The 251-nt window shown below is 59.8% G+C and carries 1 protein-coding gene; it reads left to right on the top strand.

Translation table 11 applies throughout. The annotated features are described in order from the left end of the window. Positions 1-213 (top strand): transposase (locus HMPREF2710_RS03690; RefSeq protein WP_210388900.1); only part of this gene is annotated, 213 nt, incomplete at its 5' end. Positions 214-251 lie beyond the last annotated feature (38 nt).

Here is a 251-nt window from a genome sequence, read left to right as displayed (position 1 = left end):
CGCCTCAACCGCGAAATCCGCCGACGCACCGACTCCGTGGGAATCTTCCCCAACCGACAAGCAATCATCCGCCTAGTCGGAGCCGTCCTCGCCGAACAAAACGACGAATGGGCCGAAGGCCGACGCTACCTCAGCCTCGACATCCTCACCAAATCACGACTCACACCACAACCCACCGGGCAGGAGGACACCCCACTCCAACTCAGCGCATAACCCAACCCGAAGGACACAAAACGATTACACCACTCCAC

Origin of the sequence: Rothia sp. HMSC069D01 (assembly GCF_001810135.1) — a bacterium.
GTDB lineage: Bacteria > Actinomycetota > Actinomycetes > Actinomycetales > Micrococcaceae > Rothia.
Note: the sequence above shows the minus strand (reverse complement) of the source record. Positions and strands in the feature narration are given on the sequence as shown.